At 69.7% G+C, this 21,196-nt stretch carries 19 protein-coding genes; 6 read left to right on the forward strand and 13 right to left on the reverse strand.

From position 1 onward, the window contains the following. Positions 1-7: 7 nt before the first annotated feature. From ACFOY2_RS35300 to ACFOY2_RS35325, 6 genes are all read right to left on the reverse strand, one after another. On the reverse strand, positions 8-844 hold the full coding sequence (locus tag ACFOY2_RS35300) for a carbohydrate ABC transporter permease (protein ID WP_379532450.1): 837 nt from the start codon (positions 842-844) through the stop codon (positions 8-10). Continuing rightward, positions 831-1,709, reverse strand: coding sequence for a carbohydrate ABC transporter permease (locus tag ACFOY2_RS35305; RefSeq protein WP_379532451.1), 879 nt, complete (start codon positions 1,707-1,709; stop codon positions 831-833). Before ACFOY2_RS35305 ends, ACFOY2_RS35300 begins: the two co-directional genes overlap by 14 nt. Further along, on the reverse strand, positions 1,706-3,013 hold the full coding sequence (locus tag ACFOY2_RS35310; RefSeq protein WP_379532452.1) for an ABC transporter substrate-binding protein: 1,308 nt from the start codon (positions 3,011-3,013) through the stop codon (positions 1,706-1,708). Before ACFOY2_RS35310 ends, ACFOY2_RS35305 begins: the two co-directional genes overlap by 4 nt. Then, on the reverse strand, positions 3,010-3,828 hold the full coding sequence (locus tag ACFOY2_RS35315; RefSeq protein WP_379532453.1) for an MBL fold metallo-hydrolase: 819 nt from the start codon (positions 3,826-3,828) through the stop codon (positions 3,010-3,012). The genes ACFOY2_RS35310 and ACFOY2_RS35315 overlap by 4 nt, the downstream gene beginning before the upstream one ends. A 103-nt stretch (positions 3,829-3,931) precedes the next feature. Continuing rightward, the gene (locus ACFOY2_RS35320; RefSeq protein ID WP_379532454.1) at positions 3,932-4,822 is read right to left on the reverse strand and encodes a LysR family transcriptional regulator; all 891 of its coding nucleotides are present in this window, start codon (positions 4,820-4,822) and stop codon (positions 3,932-3,934) included. A 151-nt stretch (positions 4,823-4,973) separates the two neighbouring features. Next, positions 4,974-5,453: a MarR family winged helix-turn-helix transcriptional regulator gene (locus ACFOY2_RS35325; RefSeq protein WP_379532455.1), complete on the reverse strand. Its 480-nt coding sequence runs from the start codon at positions 5,451-5,453 to the stop codon at positions 4,974-4,976. Positions 5,454-5,542: 89 nt separating this feature from the next. On the opposite strand from ACFOY2_RS35325, the gene ACFOY2_RS35330 reads away from it, so the two are divergent. Continuing rightward, positions 5,543-6,631 carry an epoxide hydrolase family protein gene (locus ACFOY2_RS35330; protein ID WP_379532456.1) on the forward strand — a complete coding sequence of 363 codons (1,089 nt, stop codon included), beginning with the start codon at positions 5,543-5,545 and terminating at the stop codon, positions 6,629-6,631. Positions 6,632-6,643: 12 nt separating this feature from the next. Here ACFOY2_RS35330 and ACFOY2_RS35335 read toward each other — a convergent pair whose 3' ends face one another. After that, a complete protein-coding gene (locus ACFOY2_RS35335; protein ID WP_379532457.1) occupies positions 6,644-7,309 on the reverse strand; it encodes a DedA family protein in 666 nt (221 codons plus the stop codon). A gap of 185 nt (positions 7,310-7,494) precedes the next feature. After that, positions 7,495-8,127 carry a TetR/AcrR family transcriptional regulator gene (locus tag ACFOY2_RS35340; RefSeq protein WP_379532458.1) on the reverse strand — a complete coding sequence of 211 codons (633 nt, stop codon included), beginning with the start codon at positions 8,125-8,127 and terminating at the stop codon, positions 7,495-7,497. A 102-nt stretch (positions 8,128-8,229) separates the two neighbouring features. Between ACFOY2_RS35340 and ACFOY2_RS35345 the strand changes: the two genes are divergently transcribed. From ACFOY2_RS35345 to ACFOY2_RS35360, 4 genes are read left to right on the forward strand one after another with little or no spacing between them, the layout of a single operon-like run. After that, complete coding sequence (locus tag ACFOY2_RS35345) at positions 8,230-8,427, forward strand: ferredoxin (protein ID WP_379532459.1); 198 nt, start codon at positions 8,230-8,232, stop codon at positions 8,425-8,427. Positions 8,428-8,482: 55 nt separating this feature from the next. After that, positions 8,483-9,694 carry a cytochrome P450 gene (locus ACFOY2_RS35350; RefSeq protein ID WP_379532460.1) on the forward strand — a complete coding sequence of 404 codons (1,212 nt, stop codon included), beginning with the start codon at positions 8,483-8,485 and terminating at the stop codon, positions 9,692-9,694. Next, the gene (locus ACFOY2_RS35355) at positions 9,691-10,653 is read left to right on the forward strand and encodes an SDR family NAD(P)-dependent oxidoreductase (RefSeq protein ID WP_379532461.1); all 963 of its coding nucleotides are present in this window, start codon (positions 9,691-9,693) and stop codon (positions 10,651-10,653) included. Before ACFOY2_RS35350 ends, ACFOY2_RS35355 begins: the two co-directional genes overlap by 4 nt. 35 nt (positions 10,654-10,688) lie before the next feature. Further along, positions 10,689-11,906 (forward strand): cytochrome P450, encoded by a 1,218-nt coding sequence (locus ACFOY2_RS35360; protein WP_379532462.1) that lies wholly within the window; start codon positions 10,689-10,691, stop codon positions 11,904-11,906. 34 nt (positions 11,907-11,940) lie between these two features. On the opposite strand, the gene ACFOY2_RS35365 is transcribed toward ACFOY2_RS35360, so the two are convergent. Continuing rightward, the gene (locus ACFOY2_RS35365; protein WP_379532463.1) at positions 11,941-13,908 is read right to left on the reverse strand and encodes a potassium transporter Kup; all 1,968 of its coding nucleotides are present in this window, start codon (positions 13,906-13,908) and stop codon (positions 11,941-11,943) included. A gap of 177 nt (positions 13,909-14,085) precedes the next feature. Between ACFOY2_RS35365 and ACFOY2_RS35370 the strand changes: the two genes are divergently transcribed. Further along, a complete protein-coding gene (locus ACFOY2_RS35370) occupies positions 14,086-15,897 on the forward strand; it encodes a GH39 family glycosyl hydrolase (protein ID WP_379532464.1) in 1,812 nt (603 codons plus the stop codon). Here ACFOY2_RS35370 and ACFOY2_RS35375 read toward each other — a convergent pair. From ACFOY2_RS35375 to ACFOY2_RS35390, 4 genes are read right to left on the reverse strand one after another with little or no spacing between them, the layout of a single operon-like run. After that, positions 15,836-17,659, reverse strand: coding sequence for an ABC transporter ATP-binding protein (locus tag ACFOY2_RS35375; RefSeq protein ID WP_379532465.1), 1,824 nt, complete (start codon positions 17,657-17,659; stop codon positions 15,836-15,838). The genes ACFOY2_RS35370 and ACFOY2_RS35375 overlap by 62 nt on opposite strands. A gap of 1 nt (position 17,660) precedes the next feature. Then, on the reverse strand, positions 17,661-18,545 hold the full coding sequence (locus ACFOY2_RS35380; protein ID WP_379532466.1) for an ABC transporter permease: 885 nt from the start codon (positions 18,543-18,545) through the stop codon (positions 17,661-17,663). Then, positions 18,542-19,537: an ABC transporter permease gene (locus tag ACFOY2_RS35385; protein ID WP_379532467.1), complete on the reverse strand. Its 996-nt coding sequence runs from the start codon at positions 19,535-19,537 to the stop codon at positions 18,542-18,544. The genes ACFOY2_RS35380 and ACFOY2_RS35385 overlap by 4 nt, the downstream gene beginning before the upstream one ends. Then, positions 19,534-21,186, reverse strand: a complete 1,653-nt coding sequence (locus ACFOY2_RS35390; RefSeq protein ID WP_379532468.1) for an ABC transporter substrate-binding protein — start codon at positions 21,184-21,186, stop codon at positions 19,534-19,536. Before ACFOY2_RS35390 ends, ACFOY2_RS35385 begins: the two co-directional genes overlap by 4 nt. Between the last annotated feature and the right edge of the window lie 10 nt (positions 21,187-21,196).

Here is a 21,196-nt window from a genome sequence, read left to right on the forward strand (position 1 = left end):
TGGGCGGTCAGTGGAGGCCGGACTGGAGGAAGGCGTGGATGACGCGGCGCGAGGCCACGAGATAGACGGCCACGATCGGGAGGGTCGTCAGCATGGCGGCGGCGATCAGCGGGCCGGGGTTGGCGCCCTCCTGATTCAGGAAAAGCTGCAGGCCCATCTGGATCGTCGTGTGTTCCGGGCGTGGCGCCACGATCATCGGCCACAGGTACTCGTTCCACGTGCCGACGAAGACGAGGATCGCGACGGCACCCAGGGCCGGGCGAAGAAGGGGGAGCGTGACGAACCTCAGCATGGACCACTCCGAGGCGCCCTCGACGGTGGCCGCCTCGAACAGGCTCACGGGGATGGCGCGTACGTGCTCGCGCAGCAGGAGCACCGCGAGGGCGCAGCCGGACACCTGCGGGATGATCAGCCCCCAGTACGTGTCCCGCCATCCCAGCTCCGACACCATGAGGAACTGGGGCACGATCACGGCCTGAGGCGGCATGAGCAGCGCCCCGGTGACCAGCGCCGTGGCCATGCGCTCGTGGCGCAGGCGGAACCGGGCGAAGGCGTGCGCGGCCGGGACCGCGACCAGGAGTTGCAGCAGCGTGACGCCGCTCGCCATCACCAGCGTGTTGACCAGCACATGCCCGATGGGGAAGTCGAGCAGCGCGACCCGGTAGTTCTCCAGGCTCGCCGACGACGGCAGGAGCCCGGCGCCGTAGATCTCGTTCGCCGGCTTGAACGAGGCGATCAGCGCCCACAGCAGGGGGAAGACCATCACGGCGACCGACGCCAACAGCACGGCGTGCCAGCCGAGCCGGCGTACGTCCCTGCCATGGGTGCCGCTATGTGCGCGCACGCCGCTTCCTTCCGACGAGGGCGACGAGCCCGAGAACCAGGACGATCACGACTCCCGCCGCCGAGGCGGTGCCGATGTCGAAAAAGGTGAATCCGTAGGTATAAAGCCGGTAGTAAATGTTGTCCGTGGCGCCGTCGGGACCACCCTGGGTGAGCACCGCGACATTCGTGAACACCCACTGACCGGCGAGCACGACGCACAGCAGCGTCAGCAGCACGGTGGTTCGCAGTAGTTGCGGCAGGACGATGTGCCGGGTGGTCTGCCATTCGGTGGCGCCGTCCACATGCGCGGCCTCGAGACAGCTGCGGTCCAGCGCGGTGAGGGCGGCGCCGAACAGGAGCATGTTCAGCGCCGCGATCTTCGCTGCGGTGATCAGCACGATGACCGGCAGGGCGGTGCCGGGGTCGCCCAGCCAGTTGGGCTGCGGCAGCCCGAGCCCGCCGAGCAGCGTGTTGACCAGCCCCTGCAGCGGGTTGAGCAGGAACCGCCAGGAGATGGCGGTGGCCACGGGAGCCAGCATGACGGGCAGGAAGAGCAGGGCCCGGTAGACGTCCGAGGCACGTCCCGGCCGCTTCCACAACAGGATGGCCAGCCCGAGCGGGACGACCGTGGCGAAGGGCAGCATGGCCAGGACGTACAGCAGCGTGCGCCCCACCGCGTTGGCGAACTCGGGCTGCGTCACCAGCCGCACGTAGTTGCCGGCCCCGGCGAACGACCAGGTGGGAGAGGTGAGGTCCCAGTCGAGGAAGCTGAGCGCCCCGGTGGCGACCATGGGGGCATACATCCAGACGACCAGCCCCAGCAGCGCCGGCGCGGGGAAGAGCCAGGCCGCCGCGCCGTGCCGCCCTCTGGGTGCCGTGGTCATCGCTGGACGAGCGCGCGGATCTTGTCCGCCGCCGCGGACAGCGTCCTGGCGGGGTCGGCGCCGCGGAAGACGATGGGCTCGACGGCCTGGTCCTGCAGCACGATGACCGCCTCGTTGGCCCGTTTGCCGGGGAAGGAGCTGTACGGCGCCACCGTCTCCAGCTTCTCCAGCGACGGCTTGAGCAGCTGGTTCTTGGCGAAGTACGGCCCGAGATAGCGATCGTCGCCGACGATGGACCTGCGCAGGGGCAGGTATCCGATCGTCGAGGTGATGATCGTGTAGCCCTGCTCGCTGCTCAGGAACCGGATGAACTCCCAGGCCGCCTGCCGGTGCCGCTCGTCTTTGGCCAGCACGGCCAGGCCGGCGCCGGAGTAGGTGGGCCGGGCCGGCTTGCCGGCGAAGCCCGGGAAGGCGCCGGTCCTGAGCTCGAACTTTCCCGCCGCCGCCTTCTCCAGCGAGGTGAGCAGCGCCGTACTGGTCACCAGCATGCCCAGCCGCCCGGCGGCGAAGGCCGCGGTCGCGTCGTCGGTGGAGACCGAGGGCTGGGCCCCCGACTTCGTCAGATCGCTCATCGCGGACAGCGCCCGCACGGCGTCGGGCTGGTCGAGGGTGACGGACCCGTCGGAGCCCACGAGCGCGCCGCCGTTGCTGGCGATCACGGACTGGGTGAGGAAGTCGGACTTGCCGGCGTTGGCCACGTCGAAGTAGACACCCTCGGCGCCCTTCGCCTTGATCTTCAGGGCCGCGCTCTTGACGTCCTCGACCGTCTCCGGCGGCTTGGCCGGGTCCAGCCCGGCCTTCTTGAACAGGTCGGCGTTGACGTACAGCACCGGCACGGACATCGTGTACGGCATCGCCCACACCTTGCCGTCCCGCTCGACCGCCTTCATGATCGCCGGGGAGATCCCGGCGACGTGGCTGGACCAGGCGCCGGCCGGCGGGATGTCCTGGACGGGCACCAGGGGCAGGCTGGTGGCCGCCTCGGCCATCTTGCTCCAGCCGATCTGAGCCACGTCCGGCGGGCTGCCCGCCGCCGTGTCGGTGCGGAGTTTGGTCAGCACGTCCTTCGTCGCCACGCCCTGAGGCTTGATGCGGATGTCCGGATGCTCGCGTTGGAAGGCGTCGATGAGCTGCTGGGTGCCCTGACCGCCGAGGTCTGGGGTGCCGTAGTTGTAGGACAGGAAGCTGATCGTGACGGGGCCGCCGGTTTCCGCGGCCCCGCTGGTCCCTCCGCAGGCCGCGGTCAGGCCGAGCACGCCGGCGACGGCAGTCAGCCGGGCGCCCGTGGAGAGGTGGAGTTTCATGCGCCGTCCTTCGCGAGATCGTAGGAGTTGCCGGGAGCGGCCACCAGGACCGGTCCGCCGAACACCCGGGCCGCTTCCGCCGCGCGCGCGTCGAGGAAGGAGGGCTCGGCAGAGGGAAGATGGGTCAGGACCAGGCGGCCGACGCCCGCCGCTCGGGCGGCGCGGGCGGCGTCGGCGGCGCTCAGGTGGCCGTGGTCGCCGGTGTCGGTCTCGGTCAGGGACGCCTCCGCCAGGAACAGGTCGACGCCCTCGGCCAGCGTGACCAGCGCGTCGGTCACGCCGGTGTCACCGGTGTAGGCCAGGCTCGCATCGGCGGACTCCACGCGCACGCCGCAGTTGGGCAGGGCGTGCCGCAGTTCGTGCAGGCTGATCACGCAGTCGCCCACCTCGTAGGTGTCGCCAGACTCGTACTCGACGACGTCGAAGGCGATCTCGAACGCCTTCTCCAGCACCGGCAGGGTCGTCAGCGGGAACAGCGCCGACAGCTCCTCAAGGAGGCTGCGGCCGCCCGCGGGCACGTAGAGCGGGATCGGCGGGCGCAGGCCCGCGGGCTCGGCGGGAGCCATCGGATCCCTGAGCTGGTCGGCGATGATCTTCTTGCCGACCGGCAGGAGGTCGTAGCAGTGGTCGCTGTGCAGGTGGCTGAGGACGACCGCGCTGAGCGTGCCCGGCGAGCACGCGCCGCTGAGGACCGTGGCTACGCCCGGCCCGCAGTCGAGGAGGATCTTCGTGGATTCGCTGGTCACCAGATAGCCGGAACTCGCCTGTCCGTCCGACGGCATTCCCGCCCGGCAACCGAGTACTGTCAACCGCATGGTGGAGGCCCCTCTATGACGTGTTTCGCAGTCGAAACCGTAGGCAGGGCCATGGGGAGCGGCAACGAGCAGTTCCCGAACGCCCGATCGGCTCCGCCGATCGTCACGAGAACGGGCCGGCGTGCGCGACGCAGTCGAGGAACGCACGGACCGGGGCACGGGCGTCGCCCGATCGCCAGGCGACGCAGACGCCCAGCATAGGCGTCGGATCCACCAGCGGCACGGCCGCCAGGCCATTCGCCATCGAATGCGGCAGCCGGATCCTCGACGCGAACGCGACGAGGTCGCCGCCCTGGATCGTGATCGCGGTCGCGGACGAATCGTCCATCTCCTCCACGACGTTGAGCGGAGTACCCGATCGCGCGGCGGCGCCGGTGATCGCGTCGTGCATCGCGGGGCTGTGCTCACGGCGCAGCATGACGCACGGCTGCCGGGCCACCTCGCCCATCGGCACGGCCGCGCGTCCCGCCCACGGGTGGGAGCCGCGCACGATCGCGACCAGCGGCACCTCGAACATCTCGCGTGAGCCGAACTCCTCCGCCGGAGGCCGCCCGAAGACCAGGCCGACGTCCAGCTCTCTCGCCGTCAGCGCGACGAGTTGGGGGCCGGACAGCCGCTCCCACAACGTGGTCTTCAGCCGCGGGTACTCGGCGTGCAGGTAAGCCAGTGTCTTCGGCAGAACCATCTGCCCGGCGGCGAAGTTGAACCCGATGCTGATCGCGTCCATGGTGCCGGCGGCCGTCTCCCTGGCCGCACGCTTGGCGTGTTCGGCCTGGTCGAGCACGTGCCGCGCCTCGTCGCGGAAGGTCTCGCCCGCAGGGGTGAGCCTGACCCGGTGCGAGTTCCTGGCGATCAACTCGACGCCCACCTCGCGTTCGAGTTGCCGCAACCGTTCGCTGACCGACGACTGCGCCAGGTGCAGGCGCTCGGCCGCGCGTCCGAAATGCAGTTCCTCGGCGATGGCCAGGAAGACGGTCAGCTGCCGCAGTTCCATATCAGCTCCTCCGCCGCCACGGTAGGAGCTGATGGCGAACCCGAAGTGAGCCTCGGATTGAGCGGTACGCAACGGAAGATGAGTGTTGTGCCTGGAGTAAGGGCTGCTCAGGCCGCGAAGGCGAACAATGGTGAGCTGACGAGGATCCCCGTCAGCGCGTTGGCTCTTCGGGGGTGCCGGTTCGTCGGTTGTGGTGGTCCAACAGTCTGAACAGCAGGTCGGTCAGCTGCTGTCGCTCCTCGGGTGACAGCGGAGCCAGCAGTTCGTCCTGGCATTCGGCCAGCCGCTTCTCCAGTCGCCGCAGTTGCCGCTTGCCCGCCGAGGTCAGCGAGATGACGTTGCGCCGCCGGTCGGAGGGGTCCGGGGCGCGCTCGACCAGGCCGCGCTCGGCGAGTTCGTTGATCGTCGCGACCATGTCGCTGAGGTGGATGCCACTACGGCGGCCCAGCGCGGCCTGGCTGGCCGGGCCGCGCTCCTCCAGCGTCGCCAGCAGGCGGTAGTGGTAGCCGCGGCCGCCGACGGAGGAGAACCCATCGCCCACCAGGCGGTGCGCGTGGTTGGCGGTCTGGCCGAGCAGCCAGCTCGGCAGGCCCTCCCACCGGGCGGGCCTCTCCTGGGACGGGTTCTCCATGCGGCAAGTCTAACGGATCGTTTGCCGCACTAATGATTGTGCTATTGTTTGGAGCACAAACGTTAGTCCCCCAAATGAATGTTGAGACCATGATCAAGCCGTTCCACATCGACATCCCCCAAGCCGACCTCGACGACCTGACCGACCGGCTCGCCCGCACCCGCTGGCCCAACGAGGTCGCCGACGCCGGATGGGACTACGGCTTCCCGCTGGCGCGGCTCAAGGAACTCGCGCAACACTGGCGGACCAGGTACGACTGGCGCCGGCACGAGGCCGAGCTCAACGAGCTCCCGCACTTCACCACCGAGATCGAGGGCCAGAACGTCCACTTCGTCCACGTCCGGTCCGCGAAGCCGGACGCGCTCGCGCTGGTCCTCACCCACGGCTGGCCCGGCTCGTTCCTGGAGTTCCTCGATGTCATCGAGCCGCTGTCGCGCGAGTTCCATCTGGTGATCCCGTCCATCCCGGGGTACGGCTTCTCCGGGCCGACCCACGAGCGCGGCTGGGACATCGTCCGGGTCGCCAGGGCCTGGGCCGAACTGATGCGCCGTCTCGGGTACGAGCGCTACGGCGCGCAGGGCGGCGACTTCGGCGCGGGCATCTCCCTGGCGCTCGGCGCCGTGGCGCCCGAGCGGGTCGTCGGGGTGCACGTCAACTACCTGCCGACCGCGCCCGTCCCGGACGCCGGCCTCGAACTGTCCGCGACGGACGAGGCCCGGCTGGACAAGATCCGGCATCTGATGGCGAACCGGCCGCCGTACCAGGCCCTGCAGGCCCTCACCCCCCAGACCATCGGCTACGCGCTGACCGACTCGCCGGTCGGCCAACTGGTCTGGATCGCCGAACGCTTCGCGCAGTGGACCGACCCCCGCTCGCACATCAGTGACGAGCGGATGCTCACCGACGTCTCGCTGTACTGGCTGACCGCCACCGCGGCCTCCTCGGCGCGCCTGCACCACGACGCCCCGCGAGGGATCGAGCCGTGCCCGGCGCCGGTCGGCGTGGCGGTGTTCGCGCACGACATCACGCAGTCGGTGCGACCGCTGGCCGAGCGGCTGTACGACATCAGGCACTGGTCGGAGTTCGAGCGCGGCGGCCACTTCGCCGCGATGGAGGTGCCGGAGCTGCTCGCCGAGGACATCCGGGACTTCTTCCGCACCCCCATCAAGGACGACTGACGAGTCGCCATCTCAGTCAGAGCCGGTCGGCACTTCTTCGGATCCGCCGACGAGGTTCTCGGCGAGCTTCTTCCTTCGGCGCGCCTGGAGGATCTTGACGACGGGCGGGACGGCCAGGACCAGCGCGATCACGATCAGCATCGTCTCGACGTTGTCGCGCACGAACGGGATCCGGCCGAGGAAGGCGCCGAGCAGGGTGACGCCGGCGGCCCACAGCACGCCGCCGATGGCGGAGTAGATGAGGTACTTCTTCGGCTCCATCCGGGCGACGCCGGCCACCGTGGTGATGCCCGTGCGGGCCAGCGGGATGAACCGGGCCAGGATGATCGCGCGAGGGCCGTGCCGGTCGAAGAACTCCTGCGTCCGGGCGAGGTGCTGCCTTTTGAACAGCTTGGAGTCCGGCTTGTTGTACAGCGCCGGGCCGGCCTTCGCGCCGATCCAGTAGCCGCAGATGTTGCCGACGACAGCGCTCACCGAGAGCAGCGCGCACACCAGCCACAGCGGGACGTCGATCCTCCCGCTCGCGGTGAACAGGCCCGCGGTGAACAGCAGCGGATCGCCGGGCAGGATGAATCCGATCAGCAGCCCGCACTCGGCGAAGACGATCAGGCACAGCCCCAGCAGGGTGAACGGCCCGAGGGTGTGCATGATGGTCTCCGGATCAAGCCAGGACGGCATGACTCTCCTTTCGGAAGCCGGTCGTCGACATGTCAGCCTCTCCCCCCACAATCGGCAGCCAACTATCAGTTACTGCGGCGAATCGGACGCTAGCACAACTGGCAGTCGAATGTCGGTTGCTGTCGTGGCGTGGCGGTCACCGCTACCGAGCATCGGTTACGCACCGTCTCGACGCCGCCCTGGGGTCAGAGCAGCCAGTCGCCTTTCTGCGTCCTCGTCAGCAGGGTGGCCGATGGAGGCAGGGGGTTCGCGGCGGCGGCGGGGGCCAGTCCGTCGAGGACGAGCGCGAGGTAGCGCCGCCAGCCCTCGTCGCCGGAGGGCATCGTCCACAGCGTGCTGGTCAGCATGGCCATGATCCTGGGCAGGTCGTCCGGGACGAGGTCGGCGCGCAGCAGGCCGGCGTCCTGCGCGCGCCGCGCGAGCAGGGTCAGCGATTCGTAGAACGGGGTGTAGACCTCCGCGGTCAGGGTGCCGGCGTGGCGTGCGGCGGCCAGGGTGTTCAGCTCGCGGGCCGCCAGGCCCATCGCCGCCTCGATCAGGCCGACGAGGCCGTGCGACGGATCCTGGTCGGCGAGTGCTCGTTCGACGGCAGGCGCGAGGTCTTCGGCGATGCTCTGGTCGAGAGCGGCCCGAACCAGGTCCGCCTTGCTGGGGAAATGGTTGTACAGCGTCCTGATGCGCACGTCGGCGCGGCGGGCGATCTCCTCCAGCGGCGCGTCAGGGCCGAGGTCGGCGAAGACCGCGCGCGCGGTGCGCAGGATGCGTTCGGCGTTGCGCGCCGCGTCGGCGCGCAACCGGCGTTCGGTATCGGTGACCACCACGACAGAGTAGCAACCTGCAGTCGACTGCAACTTGTGCTAGCTTCGACCGCAGAGCGAACTTGCAGTCAACTGCAAGTTCTTGTCGTGCGAGGAGATCCGATGAAGGTGAGCGTTGAGACCGGCGCGTGCGTCGCCGCAGGGCAATGCGTGTTGCTCGCACCGGAGGTCTTCGACCAGCGAGAGGAGGACGGCGTCGTCGTGCTGCTGGACGAGACCCCCGCCACGGAGTTCCACGACGCGGTCCGCGAAGCGGCCCTGGTCTGCCCGGCCGCCGCCATCCACCTGGCCGGGTCGTGACCGGCTCACCGTGGCGCACCGCACTCACCGCTGTCCGACTCCCCAGGAGGATTCCATGACGACCCCCGACACCGAACTGCCGGTCTTCCCCGGCGACCGCGACGCCCGCTGCCCGTTCGACCCAGCCCCCGAGTACACGCAGTGGCGTGCGAGCGGCGGCCTGCGCAAGGTGAACTGGCAAGGCCACGAGGTGTGGGCCGTGAGCCGCTACGAGGACATCAAAACCGCCATGACCGACCCGCGGATCAGCGCGCAGGTCGCCGCGCAGCAGAGCAGCGCGGAACACCACGGCGGCAACATGCCCAAGCTCTTTCCCCGCATGGACGACCCCGAGCACGCCGTGCTGCGGCGGATGCTCACCAAGGACTTCACGGTCAAACGGGTCAACGCCCTGCGCCCGGAGATCGAGAAGATGGCCAACGAGTTCATCGACACGATGGTCGCCGGCGGCAGCACCGCGGATCTGGTCCAGGCCTACGCGCTGCCGATCCCGTCCCTGGTGATCTCCCTGCTGCTCGGCGTGCCGTACTCCGACCACGGCCTCTTCCAGGAGATCACCGGCGTCCTGATGAGCCGCACCGCCACCGAGGAGGACAAGCAGCAGGCCAACGGGAAGATCTTCGGCTACCTGTACGAACTCGTGGCCCGCAAGGAACGCGAGCCCGATGACGCCCTGATCAGCCGCCTCATCCACGAGTACCTCCCGACCGGGGAGCTGACCCGCGAGACCATCGCGATGAACAGCTTCATCCTGCTCAGCGCCGGGCACGAAACCACCGCCAACATGATCGGTCTCGGCACCCTGGCCCTGCTGGAGAACCCGGACACCCTGGCCCGCATCCGCGACACCGACGACCCCAAGGTGGTCTCGGGAGCGGTCGAGGAACTGCTGCGTTACCTGACCATCGTGCACAGCCTCGTCGCCCGGGTGGCCAAAGAGGACATCGAGATCGGCGGCACGCTCGTCCGCGCGGGCGAAGGTCTGATCATGAACCTGCCCGCCGCCAACCGCGACCCGGCCTTCCTCGACGACCCCGACACCCTCGACATCGACCGCAGCACCCGTACGCACATGGCCTTCGGCTACGGCATCCACCAATGCCTCGGGCAGACACTCGCCCGCGCCGAACTGGAGATCGCGCTGCCGACCCTGCTGCGCCGCCTGCCGAACCTGCGGCTCGCCGTGCCACTGGAGCAGATCCGCTTCCGAAACGACATGAGCATCTACGGCGTCCACGAGCTGCCCGTCACCTGGGAGAAGCCGTGACGGATCTTCGATTCGACGGCCGGGTCGCCATCGTCACCGGCGCCGGCGGCGGTCTCGGCCGCCACCACGCACTGCTTCTGGCCTCCCGCGGCGCACACGTGGTCGTCAACGACCTCGGCGGCCCGATCGACGGCGACGGCGACGACACCGGCCCGGCCGAGGCGGTCGCACAAGAGATCCGCGACCAGGGCGGCGAAGCGGTCGCCGACACCCACAGCGTCGCCACCGCCGACGGCGGTGAGGCCATCGTCCGCACCGCGCTCAAGACGTACGGACAGCTCGACATCCTCGTCAACAACGCGGGCATCCTGCGCGACGCACCGTTCGCCGACCTCACGCCCGCTCACCTCGACCCGGTCATCGACGTGCACCTGCGCGGTACGTTCCACGTGACCAAGCCGGCCTGGCTCGTCATGCGGGAACAGGGGTACGGCCGCATCGTCAACACCACCTCGGCCGCCGGACTGCTCGGCACCGCCCGCAAGAGCAACTACGGCGCGGCCAAGGCGGGCGTCGTCGGCCTCACCAGAACCCTCGCGCAGGAGGGCGCGTCGCACGGCATCAAGGTCAACGCCATCGCTCCCATCGCCGCCACCCGCATGCTCACCCACTCCATGGGCGAGGCGGACCGGCAACTCACCCCCGAGGCCCGGGCCATGATGGACGCCGTCGCCGGCAAGCTCGACCCCGCGCTGGTCTCCCCCGTCGTGGCCTTCCTGTCCCATGAGGACTGCCCGATCACCGGCGAGACCTACACCGCCGGCGCCGGCCAGGTCGCCAGATTCTTCACCGGAAGAACCCGCGGCTACTACCACCCCACACTGTCCATCGAGGACATACGCGACCACCTCTCCGAAATACGCGACGAAACCGGCTACACCACCCCCGCCGAACCCGGCGAAGAGATCGCCCAGCTGCTCCAAGCCATCGCAGCCACCCCCAAACTCGCCGACGCATAGTTGCCCACCGAGCTCGCGACCCCGGAGGAAGACTGATGACCAGCACTCTCGATCCCGCGCCCCGGCTTCCTTTCGACCGGCCCAACGCGCTTGACGTCGCGCCGCTGTATGCCGTGCTGCGGCGTCAAGGGGCGTTGACACGGGTGACCACCCCGGCGGGTGACCCCGCGTGGCTGGTGACCTCCTACGCCGAGGCGAGGCAGATCTTCGGTGACCCGCGGTTCGGCCGCTCGCATCCTGAGCCGGACAAGGCGTCCCGGGTTTCGGAGTCGGCGTTGGCCGGCGGCCCCAGGGTCAGCCACGCCGACGAGAAGCGCGAGCACGAGCGGATGCGCAGGCTGTTGACTCCGGCGTTCTCGGCGCCCCGGATGCGGCGGCTGAGCGAGCGGATCCAGGAACTGACCGACCGCTGCCTGGACGACATGCGGGCCGCGCACGACGCCGGGCCCGGTGACCCGGTGGATCTGCACGACCTGCTGGCGTTCCCGCTCCCGGCACTGGTGATCTGCGACCTGCTCGGCGTGCCCCACGCCGACCGCGCCTTCTTCCGCGGCCTGTCAGAACGGATCGGCGGCATGTACGACGGCGCGGACGCTCAGGCGGCCTTGGCGGAGTTCATGGCCTACACCCACCGCCTGGCGGCGGCCAAACGGGAGGCTCCAGGACCCGACGTCATCTCCGACCTCGTCGCCGCCCAGGCCGAAGACCCTGCTTTCACCGATCGCGAGGTGTCCCTTCTGGCCGCGGCCCTGCTGTTCGCAGGGCACGAGACGACCGCCGCCCGGATCGGCTTCGGCGTGCTCTGGCTGCTGTCCGACCTACGGCGGCGGGACCGGTTCTTCGCCGACCCGGACGGCCAGACGAACGCGACGGTCGAGGAGATCCTGCGCATGACCGCGACCTCGGGGACCGGCCTGCTGCGCTACGCCCACCAGGACGTGGAGATCAGCGGGATCAGCATCGCCCGCGGCGACCTGGTCCTCGTCAACAACGACGCGGCCAACCGCGACGCCTCGGTGTTCCCCGGCCCCGACGAGTTCAGTCCCGACCGCAGGCCCAACGTGCACCTGGCCTTCGGCCACGGCATGCACGCCTGCATCGGCGCCAACCTCGCCCGCACCGAACTGCGCATCGTCTTCCCCGCCCTGTTCCGCCGCTTCCCCCACCTGCGCCTGGCCGCCGGCCTGGACGACATCAAAGTCACCGCCAACCAGGCGACCGGCCGGCTGGAGAAGCTTCCCGTCACGTGGTGACACCGGCCGGGGCGGCGGAGTCGCCCCCGTCGCGCTACACCTCGATCTGCGAGCCCATGATGACCGTGCGGTCGCGGGGCAGGCCGAAGTACTCGGCGGCGTCGGCGGTGACGTACGAGGTGGCGATGAACAGCCGCTTGCGCCACGGCGCCATCGTCGCAGCCGTGCCACGCCGCAGCTCGACCTTCGACAGGAAATAGGACGCCTGGTCGAGCCGCAGCCGCCCTTCGACCGTGGCCGGGTCGAGCATCGCCAGCGCGCCGGGCACGTCCGGTGTCTCCATGTAGCCGAAGCGGGCGGTGACGTGGATGATCCCGTCGTCGGCGTGGCCGAGGTCGTCGACGGCGATGCGCCGGTCGGCCGGAACGCGAGGCACGGGCTCGGTCTCGATGGACATGATCAGGACCTGGTCGTGCCGCACGTGGTTGTGCTCGACGTTGGCCCGCATGGCCAGCGGCGCGGTCTCCTTGCCACGGTTGAGGAAGACGGCCGTGCCCGGGACCCGCCGCGTCGGCGCCTGCCCGGTGCGGAGCCGGCCGACGAACGCGCGCAGCGATCCCTCGCGCCGTCGGCGCTCCGCGGTGACGATCTCGCGGCCCCGTTGCCAGGTGGTCATGACGGTGAAGGCGGTCAGGCCGATCAGCAGCGGCAGCCACGCACCGTGGACGAGCTTGGTCAGGTTGGCCGCGACGAACAGCAGGTCCACCGCGAGCAGCACGGTCGCGCCGAGGCTGACGACCCACAGCGGTGTCCTCCACTTCGCGCGGGCCACGTAGAAGAACAGCAGGGTCGTGATGGTGATCGTCCCGGTCACCGCCATGCCGAACGCGAAGGCCAGCGCCGTGGAACTGCGGAAAGCGAAGACCAGGGTGAGCACCGAGACCATCAGCAGCCAGTTGATCCAGGGGACGTAGATCTGGCCCATGGTGGTCGCGGAGGTGTGTGCGATCCGCAGCCGCGGCAGGTAGCCGAGTTGTGCGGCCTGGGAGGCGACCGAGTACGCGCCCGTGATCACCGCCTGGGAGGCGATCACGGTCGCGGCCGTGGCCAACAGGACCATCGGCAGTCGTCCCCAGTCGGGGACGAGCAGGAAGAACGGGCTGCTGATGTTGGCCGGGTCGGTGAGGATCAGCGCGCCTTGGCCGAGGTAGCTGAGAACGCACGCCGGGAACACGAGAGTCAGCCAGGCGCGGTTGATCGACCGGCGTCCGAAGTGCCCCATGTCCGCGTACAACGCCTCGGCACCGGTGACCGCGAGCACGACCGCTGCCAGGGAGAAGAAGGCGACCCCGAAATGTCCGGCCAGGAAGCTCACCGCATAAGCCGGCGACAACGCCTGGAGGATGTCCGGGTGCTCGACGATGCCGGCAACGCCGCACGCGCCGATGGTCACGAACCAGGCGATCATCACGGGCCCGAACACCCGGCCGACCGCCGCGCTCCCCCGGCGCTGCACCAGGAACAGCAGCACGATGATCAACGCGGTGATCGGCACGACCAGATCTTTCAGTGACGACTCGACGACCTTGAGCCCTTCGACCGCGGACAGCACCGAGATAGCCGGGGTGATCATGCTGTCCCCGAAGAACAGTGAGGCGCCGAAGATGCCCAGCGCCGTCAGCACGGCGGCCGCCCGTCCGCCCCGCTGCGCGCTCCACCGCCCCACCAGCGTGATCAGCGCCATGATGCCGCCCTCACCGTCGTTGTCGGCGCGCATCGCCAGCAGGACATAGGTGACCGTGACAATGATCATCACTGACCAGAACACCAGCGACACCACCCCGAACACGTTCTCGACGCTGACCGGAACGGGATGCGGATCGCTCGGATTGAACACCGTCTGCAGGGTGTAGATGGGGCTGGTCCCGATGTCGCCGAACACCACACCGAGAGCACCTATCACCACCGTGAGCCGCACTACGTCGTGCGCGCCCGGACCGCGACCCGCCGACGCCTGAGCGGATCCGCCGTCCGGCGCGGGCCCATGCTGGCGATCGGTCACGACGCTTCTCCTCCGTGCGGGCTGCTGTGCCGGATGATGCCGGTCCCCCAAGATAACTGTCAGTAGCCGAAATCACGTGCACCGGTCACGGTTCGACTCTCGCTTCGAGCCTTGACACCGCCATGTTCGCAGGGAAGTGTATGGATTTCAGTAACCGGTTACAGCGGAGGCAAACAGGTGACCACCCGAATCGACTGGGAGTCCCGGATCTCCCGTCGTTCCGACAGCACCCGGCGCAACGAACCGCCCGCACTCCCACCCCCCACCGGCCTGGTCGCGCAGGCGGGCCAGGGGCAGGTGACCCTGCGATGGCAGCCGGTCGAAGGGGCCGTCGGATATCTCGTCCATCGGGCCGAAGCCCCGGACGGGCCGTTCGCCCCGTGTGACCATCTGGGACAGGATGTGCTGGCCGTGCCCGGCACCTCGTACGTCGACACGACGGGGCGGCCGGGCACGCCGTACTTCTATGCCGTGGCCTCGGTGCCGGAGGTGACGGTGACCGGGGAGCTGGGCCCCGCCGTCCCGGCCACGGCTCTGCCCCCGGACGGCGGGAAACCCCGGGTCACGCTGAGCGTCGGGACGGACGAGACGCCCCTGCACAGGCCGTGGGCGCCGATGATCGGCAGCGAGCGGCTCAGCCAGCTGCGCTGCGCCGACCTGAGCGGCGGCCGGCCGATCGGCGAGGAGCTGCTGGCGGCCCTGAGAAGGGTCAGCGCGGAGATCGGCGTCGAGGCGGTGCGCGCCCACGCGATCCTGCACGACGACCTCGGCGTCTACCGGGAGGTCGACGGCGAGCCGGTCCACGACTTCACCGGGGTGGACGAGGTGTACGACGCCGTGCTGCAGGCCGGGCTGCGGCCCGTCGTGGAGATCGGGTTCATGCCGCGCGACCTGGCGAGCGACCCCGAGCGCACCGTCTTCGACTACCGCGCGATCATCTCGCCGCCCAAGGACTGGCAGCGGTGGGGCGACCTGGTGCGGGCGCTGGCGCAGCACCTGGTCGACCGCTACGGCCTGGACGAGGTGCGCCAGTGGGACTTCGAGGTGTGGAACGAGGCCAACCTCGAGGTCTTCTGGTCATCCGACCGCGAGGAGTGGATGCGCCTGTACGACGTGACCGCCTTCGCCGTGAAGGACGTCGACCCGGCGCTGCGGGTCGGCGGTCCCTCCTCCGCGGCGGCCGGGTGGGTGGACGAGCTGCTCCAGCACGTCGCCGAGTCGGGGGCGCCGCTCGACTTCGTCTCTACTCACACCTACGGCAGCCCGCCTCTCGACCTGCGTCCCACGCTGGAACGCTTCGGGCGTCAGGACGCGCGGATCCTGTGGACCGAGTGGGGTGTCACCCCGACCCACTTCAACCCGGTCAACGACGGAGCGGCGTCGGCGATGTTCCTGCTGCAGGGCATGCGGTCGGCGTCGGGACGGGTGGAGGCGCTGTCCTACTGGGTGGTCTCCGATCACTTCGAGGAGCTCGGCAGGCCGCCGCGGCTGCTGCACGGCGGCTTCGGGCTGATCACGGTGGGGGGCATCGCCAAGGCCCGTTACCACGCCCTGCGCCTGCTGTCGCGGCTCGGCGACGTCGAACTGCCCGTCACCGCCTCGGGCGACGGCGCCGGCGGCCTGGTCCAGAGCTGGGCGAGCCGCCACGCCGACGGCTCGCTGGCGATCCTGCTGTGGAACCACACGCTCGACCATTCCAAGGCGAACGGCGGCGCGGGTCTCGACCGCCGGGTGCGCCTGACCGTCGACGGGCCCGCCCGGCCCGTCACCGTGACGCGGCTCGACCGCGACCACGGCGACGTGTCGGTGCTCGCGGAGCGCCTCGGTGTGGGCGAGTGGCCGGCCGAGGATCAGTGGAACCTGCTCCGCGAAGCCGATGTCCTGCGTGCCGAACCCGCGCAGGCGACCCCCGAGGGGGGCCGCCTGGTCATCGACCTCGATCTCCCGCAGCCTGGCGCGGTTCTGGTGGAAGTGCCGGCGACGGATTAGGGATCGAGTCGAGGAGCAGCCTGGTGTAGGAGTGCTCGGCCTGCCTGATCACCCGGAGGGTGGGCCCGCGCTCCACGACCTTGCCATCGCGTAGCACCAGGACCTCGTCGGCCAGCAACCGGGCGCTGAGCAGGTCGTGGGTGATGTAGAGCATGGCGATGCCACGCTCACGGACGAGCCGGTCGAGCAGTTCGAGGATCTCGGCGCGGATCGACACGTCGAGCATGGAGATCGGCTCGTCGGCGACCAGCACCTGCGGCTCAGGCGCCAGGGCGCGGGCGATGACGACGCGCTGCCGCTGTCCGCCGGAGAGCTGGTGGGGAAGCTTGTCCAGGTACTGCGAGGCGGGCGTGAGGCCGACCGTTTCGAGCAGTTCGGCCGACCGTGTCCGGGCTTCGGCCACGGGCAGGCCGAGGTGGTTGCGCAGCGGCCTCGACAGGGCGTAGGCCAGCGTCCTGGTCGGGTTGAGCGCGGCGAACGGATCCTGGAACACCAGCTGGACGTGCCTGCGGTAGTCCTTGAGCCGCCGACCGCGCAGCCTGTCGACGCGGACATCGTCGTCGAACACCACCGACCCCGCTGTCGGCCGTTCGATGCCGGTGACCAGCCGGGCCAGCGTCGTCTTGCCCGACCCGCTCTGCCCCACGAGGGCGGTCACGCTGCCCCGGCGCAGGTCGAAGGAGACGCCGTCCACCGCGCGGGTGGTGCCGTGGCGTCCCCGATAGTCCTTGACCGCATCGCGGACCGACAGCACCGGGGGCCCGGCCGGGGCGCCGGGGCGCGCGGCGGCGAAGGCGCCGCGGGTGGCGGTCTCCGGCACCTCGCCGGCCAGCAGGCAGCGCGTCGCACCGCGCCCGGCCGGCAGCAGTTCGGGATGGGTGGTGGCGCACTCGTCGAGCGCCACCGGGCAGCGGGGGGCGAAGCGGCAGCCCTCGTGGAGCAGGGACAGGTCCGGGGGCCGGCCCGGCACGTAGTCGACGCTGATCTCGGGCGCGCGCGGGTCGGCGTAGGAGCCGAGCAGGCCGCGCGTGTACGGATGCAGCGGCCCGGCCAGCATCGCGCCGGCGGGCTGGTCCTCGACGATCTCTCCGGCGTACATGACCATGACGCGGTCGGCCATCTCCATGACGGTGCCGAGGTCGTGGCTGATGAAGAGCACGGCGAAGCCGAGCGAGGCCCGCAGCTCGCGCAGCCGGTTCAGGATGGTGCGCTGGACCACCACGTCCAGGCCGGTGGTGGGCTCGTCGAGCAGCACGAACCGCGGCGACAGGGCGAGCGCGAGGGCGAGGGCGACGCGCTGCTTCATGCCTCCCGACAGCTCGTGCGGGTACCTGCGCAGGACGTCGGGCTCCAGCGAGACCAGCTCCAGCAGCTCCCGCGCCCGCTCGCCCGGGTCGAGGGAGTGCGCCTTGAAGGTGTCCGCGAACTGGGCTCCGACCGTGATGACCGGGTTGAGGGAGTTCATGCTGCTCTGGAAGACGGTCGAGACCTTCGCCCAGCGCATCGGCCGCAGGGTGTCGTCGTCGGCGGTGGTGACGTCCACGCCGTCGAAGACGACCGTGCCCCCGGTGATGGCGGCGGGCTTGTCGAGCAGGCGGAGCACGGCGTTGCCCAGCGTGGACTTGCCGCAGCCCGACTCTCCCAGCAGGCCGACGAACTCCCCTTCCGCGACGTCGAAGCCGACCCGGTCGACCGCTCTGACCGGAGCGCCGCCGCGCGGGCTGTAGGTGACCGACAGGTCCCTGACCTCCAGCAACGCCATGTCAGTCCTCTCTCAGGTGCGGGTTGCTGAGTGCGTCGACCCCGAAGTTGATCAGCGTGAGGGCGATCATCAGCCCGGCGAAGGCCACACCGGGTGCCACGAGCCAGGCCCACTGGCCCGTGAGCATCGCGCCACCGCTGTTGGCCTGGTTGAGCATCGTGCCCCAGCTCGTGGTGGCCGGGTCGCCGAGCCCGAGGAAGGCCAGCCCCGCCTCGCCGCCGATCGCTCCCAGGCAGGCGCCCATGAAGCCGACCACGACCAGCGAGGTCATGTTGGGCAGGATCTCCCTGGCGATGATCCTGGCCGTGGAGTCGCCGGCGAACTTCGCCGCGGTCACGTAGTCGCGGGTGCGCAGCGTGATGATCTGCGCGCGTTTGATCCGCGCGCCGTACGCCCAGCCGGTGACGCTGATCACCATGATGATCAGCCACAGTCCCTTGACCGGCGAGTAGGCCGCCAGCGTCACCATCAGCGGCAGCACAGGCACGACCAGGGCGAGGTTGATGAAGAACGACAGCACCTCGTCGACCACGCCACGCACATAGCCCGCCGTCAGGCCGATGACCAGGCCGACGACGGTGGACAGCGTCCCGGCCGCCAGCCCGACGATCAAGGAGGTGCGGGCGCCGTACAGGAGCTGCGAGAACACGTCCTCGCCGCGCGCGGTGGTGCCCAGCCAGTGCGCGGCCGACGGCGTCTCGGAGGCGGAGAAGGAGTCGTCGCGCGGCGCGTACGGCGACAGCCACGGCGCCAGCACGGCCACCAGCGTGAACGCCGCCAGCATGATCAGCCCGATCCGGCACTTGCGGTTGCGCCACAGGATGACGAACCAGCCGGGCAGCCGCGAGGCCCTCGACGCCTGCACGGCGGACAGTTCGGCGCTCACGCCACCACCTCCTTCCTGACTCTGGGGTCGAGCACGCCGTACAGGACGTCGGCCAGGAAGTTCGCCACCAGCACGCCGATCGTGATGAACAGGAACAATGCCTGCATCAGGGGGTAGTCGCGGTTGGAGACGGCCTCGAACATCATCCGGCCGAGCCCCGGGTAGTTGAAGATCTGCTCGACGAGCACGGTGCCGCCGAGGATGCCGCCGAGGGCGATGGCGAACCCGGTGACGTTGGGCAGGACGGCGATGCGCGCGCCGTAGGTCAGCGCGATGCGGGGGCGCGACAGGCCGCGCGCCCTGGCCAGCCGGGCGTAGTCCTCGCCCAGCGTCTGCACCATGTTGTTGCGCATCCCGATGATCCAGCCGATCGGGCCGACGATCAGCAGCGACAGCGCGGGCAGCACGCTGTGCTGGACGGCGTCGGAGAAGAACAGCCAGGTCCAGCCGGGGCTGCTGCCGCCGCCGTAGCCGCCGCCCTCGGGGAACCAGTTGAGCGTGACCGCGAAGAGGTAGATGAGCAGCAGGGCCAGCCAGAAGAACGGGAGCGTGCCGACGAACGTCGAGCCCAGCGTGATCACCGAGTCGACCCTGGTGTTGCGCCGGTAGGCGGCCCAGGCGCCGAGCAGCGTCCCGATGACGAAGGAGAGGATCTGGGTGACGCCGACCAGGGCCACGGTCCACAGCAGACCCTGGCCGATCATGTGCGTGACCGAGTAGGGAAAGTAGGTGTAGGAGACGCCGAACTCGCCCCGCGCGAGGGTGGACAGGTAGTCGGCGTACTGCTGGAGCAGGTTTCCCTCCGGCGCGCCGAGCATCTTGCGCACGGCCGCCACCTGGGCGGGGTCGACGGCCTGCGACTGGCCGCGCAGCCGCTGCACGATCGCCTCGGCCGGATCCCCCGGCTGGAGCCGGGGGATGAGGAAGTTCAGCGTGATCGCCGCCCAGAGGGTGGCGGCGAAGAAGCCGGCGCGACGCAGGAAATACCTCATGCCGGCTTCAGGCGCGTGACGATCAGCAGGTTGTCTCCCGGGGCCGCGTAGGGGTCCTGCTCGTTCGGCCAGCCCACGGCCTTGCTGGTCTTGTACTGGAACCACTTGGCGCCGTACCAGATCGGGATCACGGGCACCCGGTCCGTCATGATCTTCGACAGGCCCGCGACCGCCTGCTTCTGCGCGCTCTCGTCGGTGGCGACGCGCAGCTCCTCCAGCAGGCGCTCGGTCTCCTTGTCGTTCCACCGGACGAAGTTGCTGAGCGCCTTCTTGCCGATGGGGGCACCCTGGTCGGCGCCCAGCGGCTCGGAGAAGTTTCTGAACATGTTGCACGAGCCGCCGTGCACGCCGAACAGCGCGTCATAGCTGCCGATGGCGCGGTCGCGGTCGTAGGTCTCGGGGGTGGGCGTCTCGAGGTCGACGTCGAAACCGAGCGCCTTGAGGTTCTTGACGATGATCTGGGCGGCCGAGAGCCAGTCCGTCCAGCCGGACGGGGTCTTGAAGGTGAAGGCCAGCGGCTTGCCGTCCTTGCCGAGTCTGCGCCCCTCGGCGTCCTTGCGGTAGCCGGCGGCCGTCAGCGCGGCGTCGGCCGCGGCCTGGTCGTAGCCGATGCGGCCCTGGTCCTGGATGCCCTGCGGCAGCCAGGCCTCCTGGCCGGGGATGACGAGCCCGGTCTGGCTGGCCTGCTTGACGTAGCCGAGCTGCGCCTTGTCGATGATGGTGCGGTGGTCGAAGGCCGTGGTCAGGGCCTTGCGGAAGGCCAGGTCGTCGAAGGGGGGCTTGGTGAGGTTCATGTAGAAGCTGATGGTGCCGCCGGGCGGGTACCAGTAGTGGTGGTTCTTCGGATCGCGGTCGACGTACGCCTTCTTGATGTCGGGCACGAACATGGCGTTGGTGTCGTACGCGCCTCGGCTGAGCTTGAGCTGCTCGACCGCGCCCTGCGAGTCGGCACTGTGGAAGCGGATCTCCTGAACCTTCACCTTGCCGGCCTGCCAGTAGCCGGGGTTTCTGGCGATGGTCAGCTGCTGCCGGTTCATGGCCTTGACCGTGAAAGGCCCGGTGCCCACAGGTTTGTCGGCGTTGACGAAGGTGACCGGATCGGGAACCTTCGACCAGATGTGCTCGGGCACGATCGGGACGTTGACCGCGAGCGTGAACACCGAGGCGCCCGCGCTCTTGAACGTCATCGTCACGGTGTCGGCGGTGCCGTCCACGGACTCCAGGTAGCGCCCGAGACCCTGCGTGTCGAGTGCCTCGTGCTGCTTGATCAGGTTGTAGGTGAAGGCCACGTCCTTGGCGGTGAAGGGCTGCCCGTCGTTCCACTTCACGCCCTGGCGGATCTTGAACACCAGCGTGCGGGGGTCCGTCCAGCTGTACTCGGTGGCCAGCCAGGGCTGTGGCGTGCACGCGTAGGTGTTGAAGACCATCAGCCGTTCGAAGAGGTAGTCCGTGGCTCCCAGGCGGGTGGCATCGAGGTAGGGGTTGTAGTTGGCCTGTGGCTCGGCGCCGCCGCCGAAGCCGCCGTAGTCCAGGAAGCCGATCATCCCGTCGGCCGCCGGGGTGTCGCGGGCGGCCCCCTCGGTGCCCGTGCATCCTGCGAGTAACACCACTGCGGCGACCGCGATCCCGGCCGGCGTGCGACGTCTCACCTGGTTCACT

The organism is Nonomuraea purpurea, from assembly GCF_042650645.1.
Lineage (GTDB): Bacteria > Actinomycetota > Actinomycetes > Streptosporangiales > Streptosporangiaceae > Nonomuraea > Nonomuraea purpurea.